This window comes from Namhaeicola litoreus (assembly GCF_042679565.1).
GTDB classification, from domain to species: domain Bacteria; phylum Bacteroidota; class Bacteroidia; order Flavobacteriales; family Flavobacteriaceae; genus Namhaeicola; species Namhaeicola litoreus.
Genome location: NZ_JBHTMY010000004.1, coordinates 253970 through 260389, shown reverse-complemented (window position 1 = coordinate 260389; position 6420 = coordinate 253970). Strand labels below are relative to the sequence as shown.

Genomic DNA, 6420 nt, shown 5'->3' with positions numbered 1-6420 from the left:
TACTTCCTCAGCTAAGCGGGTGCAAATGTACAATAGTTTTTTATTCCGGCAAGAAAAAAATTATTTTTTTTCAAAACTAATTCCTCTTAATCCTTACCCAAATAATTCAATAAACTACAGAACTTAAACACTCAACCAAATAAACAGTATTTACCGTTTTTTAGCGGGTGCAAATGTACAATACTTTTTCTAATTAACATCATTCTTTTTAAAATATTTTTTCAACTTTCTAAAAAGAAATCAAAATGACAAAACTAGACTAAAGAACTTGCTTTTCCCCGTTTTTTGGGAAGGCAAATGTAGAACAAATCTGTGATATAGAAAATATTTTATCAGTTTAAGTTATTAACAATTTTAATATCTAAATACTTAAAAGAAGACGAATTTAGTTTTGGAGCTGATTTTTAAAGAGTTGCAATCCTTCTAAAAAAGTTCTTGGAGTAAAATTCAGTTCTCTTATTGACAAAGTAAGATCAAATCCCGTTTTTTCAGGTCGCTTTGCAGGTAGGTTTAAATCACAAGACTGAATTGGGTGTATAAATTTTTTATCCAGTTCAAATACATCTGCAACGAGATTGGCCACCTCGAAAATGGACAAAAGTTCACTACTTGAGATATGATACACCCCACATACCTCTCTAATTATTGCTTCATGACAAGCAAAAACTAAGTCGTTTACATGGGTTGGCATTCTATATTGATCCGTAACAACATGTATATCTTTACCGTTTTCCAGATTATTTTTAACCCAAAACACAATGTTACTCTTAAGTTCTTCGGTTAATCCATAAACCAAAATAGTCCTTAGGATTGTGTACTTAATAGTTGATTTAAGTATTAATTCTTCTGATTTTAATTTAGAAAGACCATAATAGTTCACAGGATTTGGCTTATCCTTCTCTTTATAAAACCCTTTTATTCCGTCAAAAATAAAGTCTGTAGACAAATGGATCAAGTGAATATCATTGGTCTGACAACATTTTACTAAATTTTCAACCACTTCTACATTGGCCGTAAAACAAGATTTCTGTTCTAACTCACATTGATCAACATTAGTCATGGCTGCAGTATGTACGATAACATTCGGCTTAAGATTCTCAATAAGTTCCTTTATCTTTTCGAATTCTTCTAAATTGACATCAATATAATTGAAACCCTCATATTTCTTCAATTTATTCTCACCTCTCGACAAGGCAATTACTTCAAACCTGTGTTTCACCAAAAACTTGACTAGGTTTTGACCAAGTAAACCATTGCTTCCTGTGACGAGAATTCTTTTCAAAATTTTAATTTTTATACCAGGTATTTGCTAAACTCAATTGAAATGATATTCGAAAAATAGAATCACAACTACTAAAAAAGTTGATTCAGTTTTCTTATTTCCTCCGGTTTGCCCAATAAAATTAATTTTGAGTTTGGCGTTAATTTAGTGCTAGCCGCTGGATTAATGATATATTCTCTATCAGGTGTTTTTAAGCCAATGACTGTACATCCTGTAGATTTTCTTAAATCAAGATCATAAATAGATTTAGACATGTATTCCTTTGGCAAATCATCCGTTAAAATTTCTACTAAGTTGGTTACATTATCGCCAGCCACAGAAAGTCTGTCAATAAATTCTATAATATCCGGTGTAATCACCAAGGAGGCCATATGGGCTCCTCCTAATTTATCAGGCATAATAACATTATCTGCTCCAGCGATCTTTAACTTACTATAGGATGAATCATTTGAAGCTCTACTTACAATAGTAATCTTTGAATTCAATTGCCTTGATGACAAAACCACATATAAATTATCAGCATCAGAAGGTAAAGTAGTTATAATATGAGCCGCATTCTTTATACCAGCTTTTATTAATGATTCATCATCAGTTGCATTACCCTTAATATACATCACATCAGCATCAGCATCAAAACCTTCCATTAGCTCTGCTCTACTCTCAATTATAACACACGGTTTTTTATGAGATTTCAATTTGGCAACAGCTTGTTTACCATTCCTACCATAACCACATACAATAGTATGGTCTTTAAGTTTATCTATTTTGCCTTGCACTTTTCTTTGTTTTATGTCTTCAATCAGGTTGTTGTTCGATATGTATTCAGTTATTACAGAAATAACATAACCAAATATACTCACACTTGTAATAATGAGAAAGATGGTAAATATTTTAGATTCCAGATCTAAGGGTTGCGCTTCTCTAAAGCCTACCGTAGAAATGGTGATCACTGTCATGTACAATGCATCTATAAAACTAAAGCCTCCAATAAGTATGTATCCAAAAGTACCTACAGACAATAATACAATCAATAACAGGAGTGCCTTATATATTTTCTTCTGAATAAAATTCGATTTAAACAATTTCACTTGGACAGATTATTTTTTCAATTAAAGGTCAAAGACCGAGCTTCTCTTGGTATACATCATATCTTTTAATTTCAAAAGAAATGCTAATGTCAAATAAATGGCAAAAGACAAACCCACAGTAACAAATGATATATAAATGAAAAACAACCTGACATTGGTTGCCCGTATCCCCATTCTATCAGCTAATCTTGAAGAAACATCAAATCCTCTTTTTTCAAAAAAATACTTAATCTTTTGTATCATGCAACATTATTAAATGCAGTGCAATTTACTATTTTTTAAGACAAATTTCACTTTGTACTTACCCTTTATAAACGATTTCGAATGATATTCTTTCATCTTAGAAAGTTCATGTTACAATCAATCCTTAATTCCACCAAGTTTCTTTAAATTTGCGCATTTAGCTCTAATATGGATAATCAAGAGAATTTTATTGAGGTTTTTGGCGCAAGAGAGCACAATTTAAAAAATATAGATGTAAGAATACCTCGAGACAAACTGGTAGTGATTACCGGATTAAGTGGTAGCGGAAAATCATCTTTAGCTTTTGACACAATTTATGCCGAGGGCCAACGCAGGTATATTGAAACTTTTTCTGCGTATGCCAGACAGTTTTTAGGAGGATTAGAGCGACCCGATGTTGATAAAATAGAAGGTCTGTCTCCTGTTATCGCTATTGAGCAAAAAACAACCAGTAAAAGCCCTCGTTCGACGGTAGGTACCATTACAGAAATTTATGATTTCTTAAGACTTTTATATGCAAGGGCTGGCGAAGCCTACTCATATAATACAGGAGAAAAAATGGTTCATTACAGCGACGAGCAAATCAAGGAATTAATAATGGGGTCTTATTCCGATAAAAGAATAATGGTTCTTTCACCTATTATTAAGTCTAGAAAAGGCCATTACAGAGAATTATTCGAAAATCTGGCAAAACAGGGTTTCGTAAGAGTGAGGGTAGATGGTGAGATTGTTGAACTTGAAAAGGGCATGAAACTCGACCGGTACAAGACACACGATATTGAATTAGTTATAGATCGAATTGAAGTAAATCCAACCGCGGAAAAAAGAATTGAAGAAACCATTAAAACGGCCATGTATCACGGTGACGAAAGCTTGATGGTACTGGAAGTAGATGGAAAAATACCAAGATATTTTAGCCGTAGTTTAATGTGTCCAACCACCGGGATTTCATACCCCTCTCCCGAACCAAATAGCTTCTCTTTCAATTCTCCAAAAGGAGCTTGTGAGTTATGTAATGGTATAGGTCGTATACATGAGATAGATTTAGTTAAAGTAATACCTGACGATAAAGTATCGATCAAAAAAGGTGGTATAGCCCCAATTGGAGAATACAAAAACTCTTGGATTTTCAAACAGCTTAAATTAATTGCCAATCGTTTTGATTTTAGCCTAGACGATCCCATTGGCAACATTCCTGAGAAAGCCTTGGATATAATTTTAAACGGTGGAAATGAAAAATTTGAAGTTACTTCTAAAGATTTAGGAATTACAAGAAATTATGAAATCGATTTTGAAGGTATTGTTCAATTTATAGAAAATCAGCATAAAGAAGCAGCATCAAAAAGCATTACGAGATGGGCTCAAAACTTTATGGTTGAAAAGACTTGCCATACCTGCAATGGTTCTCGACTTAAAAAGGAAGCACTCTATTTTAAAATTAATAATTGTTCTATTGCCGACCTCACGCAAATGGATTTAGACCACTTAGGAAAATGGTTTGATGTGCTGCCCGAGCATTTAAACGAAAAACAAAAAATAATTGCAACTGAAATTTTAAAAGAAATCTCATCCCGTATTCAATTTCTTCTTGATGTTGGTTTGGGATATTTATCGCTTGGCAGAAGCTCTAAAACACTTTCAGGAGGAGAAGCTCAAAGAATACGGCTCGCAACACAAATCGGTTCTCAGTTAGTCGGTGTATTATATATTTTAGATGAACCAAGCATAGGTTTGCACCAAAGAGACAATCAAAAATTGATTCAATCGTTACAAAATCTTCGCGACATTGGTAATTCTGTACTTGTTGTCGAACACGATAAAGAAATGATTGAAAGATCGGATTATGTAATAGATATTGGTCCGGAGGCAGGCCGTTTTGGGGGAGAAATTATCTCCGCAGGAACGCCTGAAGAGTTATTAAAAAGCAATACCATCACCGCAGCATATCTAAATGGGGATAAATTTTTTGATATACCCAACATCAGAAGGCCTGGTAATGGAAAAAAAATTGTGTTAAAGGGTGCAACCGGTAATAACCTAAAAAAGGTAAACTTAGAAGTACCTTTAGGCAAAATGATTTGTGTTACAGGCGTTTCTGGAAGCGGAAAATCTACACTTATCAACGAAACCCTTTACCCCATCTTAAACCAACATTTTTATAAAGCGGTAAAAGAACCTCTGCCATATAAATCTATTGTAGGCATAGATTATATTGATAAAATCATCGATATAGATCAAAGCCCAATTGGCAGAACTCCAAGGTCTAATCCTGCAACCTATACAGGTGTTTTTGGTGAAATACGAAATTTATTTGCGCAGACTCCAGAAGCTTTAATCCGAGGATATAAACCAGGTGTCTTCTCTTTTAATGTAAAAGGTGGGCGTTGTGAAAATTGTCAAGGAGGTGGTGTGCGCGTGATTGAGATGAATTTTTTGCCTGATGTTGAAGTAGAATGTGAAGTTTGCCAAGGGAAAAGATTTACCCGTGAAACACTTGAAATTAGATATAAAAGTAAATCTATTTCTGATGTCTTAAATATGACCATTGCAGAGGCTGTTCAGTTTTTTGAAAATATCCCTAAAATTAAACGTCAATTAAAGACGATAGAGGATGTTGGCTTGGGCTATATCACTCTCGGTCAACAATCTACTACGCTCTCTGGTGGCGAAGCACAAAGAATTAAGTTAGCATCAGAACTGTCGAAAAAAGATACTGGAAATACATTATATATACTTGATGAACCTACTACCGGCCTACACTTTGAGGATATTCAAATTTTGATGAAAGTATTGAACAAGCTTACTGATAAAGGCAATACGGTAATGATTATTGAACATAACTTAGATGTTATCAAACTTGCCGATTTTATAATTGATGTTGGACCTGAAGGTGGCGAAAAAGGAGGTAAAATTTTGTTCGAAGGTACGCCTGAAGAACTAATCAAACACAAACATAGTTACACCGCAAGATTTTTAAAAAAAGAATTAACTTCACCCCAAAATAACTAATTTTTATGACCCCACTTGAAGATAAAAGAATTCGCGAAAAATTTAAACCCAAAACTTGGAACGAAATAAAAACAAATGATTCTTGGGCAATTTTTAAGATCATGAGTGAATTTGTAGACGGTTATGAAAAATTGAGTAGAATAGGCCCTTGTGTAAGTATTTTTGGTTCTGCCAGAACAAAACCTGACCATCAATATTACATCTTAGCAGAAGAAATTGCATTCGAATTAACCCAGCATGGTTTTGGGGTAATAACCGGTGGTGGTCCGGGGATCATGGAAGCTGCAAACAAAGGTGCTCACCGAGGTGCTGGAATTTCGGTTGGACTTAATATAGATTTGCCCTTTGAACAAAAAGACAATCAATACATCGATCACGATAAAAATTTAGAGTTCGATTATTTCTTTGTAAGAAAGGTTATGTTTGTCAAATACGCTCAGGGTTTTGTTGCTATGCCGGGTGGTTTTGGCACTTTAGACGAACTCTTTGAAGCGATAACACTAATTCAAACCAATAAAATTGGTAAATTCCCAATTATCCTAGTAGGTTCAGCTTTTTGGGGGGGAATGTTGGATTGGATAGAAAAAGTTCTGGTAGAAAAATATGGAAATGTAAGCCCAACAGATTTGGATTATTTCACAGTTGTTGATACTGCAGACGAAGTAGTCCAAATTATTGATAACTTCTACAAACAACACAACTTAAGTCCAAACTTCTAGTCGTTATCGAAAACCAAAAACATTGCATCTTTTGAAAGTCTTTCTCATATTTTTTATTGGATGCACTTTGTTGTCTTTC

The 6420-nt window shown here is 34.1% G+C and carries 5 protein-coding genes; 2 read left to right on the top strand and 3 right to left on the bottom strand.

All coding sequences use genetic code 11. The annotated features are described in order from the left end of the window. Nucleotides 1-385: 385 nt before the first annotated feature. The 3 genes from ACFQ39_RS15095 to ACFQ39_RS15085 form a co-directional block, all read right to left on the bottom strand. The gene (locus ACFQ39_RS15095) at nucleotides 386-1282 is read right to left on the bottom strand and encodes an SDR family oxidoreductase (protein ID WP_377180495.1); all 897 of its coding nucleotides are present in this window, start codon (nucleotides 1280-1282) and stop codon (nucleotides 386-388) included. Between the two features lie 71 nt (nucleotides 1283-1353). After that, nucleotides 1354-2370, bottom strand: coding sequence for a potassium channel family protein (locus ACFQ39_RS15090; protein WP_377180493.1), 1017 nt, complete (start codon nucleotides 2368-2370; stop codon nucleotides 1354-1356). A 21-nt stretch (nucleotides 2371-2391) separates the two neighbouring features. Continuing rightward, nucleotides 2392-2613 carry a PspC domain-containing protein gene (locus ACFQ39_RS15085; RefSeq protein ID WP_377180491.1) on the bottom strand — a complete coding sequence of 74 codons (222 nt, stop codon included), beginning with the start codon at nucleotides 2611-2613 and terminating at the stop codon, nucleotides 2392-2394. 168 nt (nucleotides 2614-2781) lie between these two features. On the opposite strand from ACFQ39_RS15085, the gene uvrA reads away from it, so the two are divergent. Together uvrA and ACFQ39_RS15075 are read left to right on the top strand one after the other, a co-directional pair. Continuing rightward, a complete protein-coding gene (gene uvrA, locus ACFQ39_RS15080) occupies nucleotides 2782-5622 on the top strand; it encodes an excinuclease ABC subunit UvrA (RefSeq protein ID WP_377180489.1) in 2841 nt (946 codons plus the stop codon). 5 nt (nucleotides 5623-5627) lie between these two features. Further along, nucleotides 5628-6341, top strand: a complete 714-nt coding sequence (locus ACFQ39_RS15075) for an LOG family protein (RefSeq protein WP_377180487.1) — start codon at nucleotides 5628-5630, stop codon at nucleotides 6339-6341. The last annotated feature ends 79 nt before the right edge of the window (nucleotides 6342-6420 follow it).

Excerpts from the sequence above, each read along its gene's own strand:
- ACFQ39_RS15085 (WP_377180491.1), bottom strand. The coding sequence starts at position 2,613 with ATGATACAAAAGATTAAGTATTTTTTTGAAAAAAGAGGATTTGATGTT.
- uvrA (WP_377180489.1), top strand. The coding sequence starts at position 2,782 with ATGGATAATCAAGAGAATTTTATTGAGGTTTTTGGCGCAAGAGAGCAC.
- ACFQ39_RS15075 (WP_377180487.1), top strand. The coding sequence starts at position 5,628 with ATGACCCCACTTGAAGATAAAAGAATTCGCGAAAAATTTAAACCCAAA.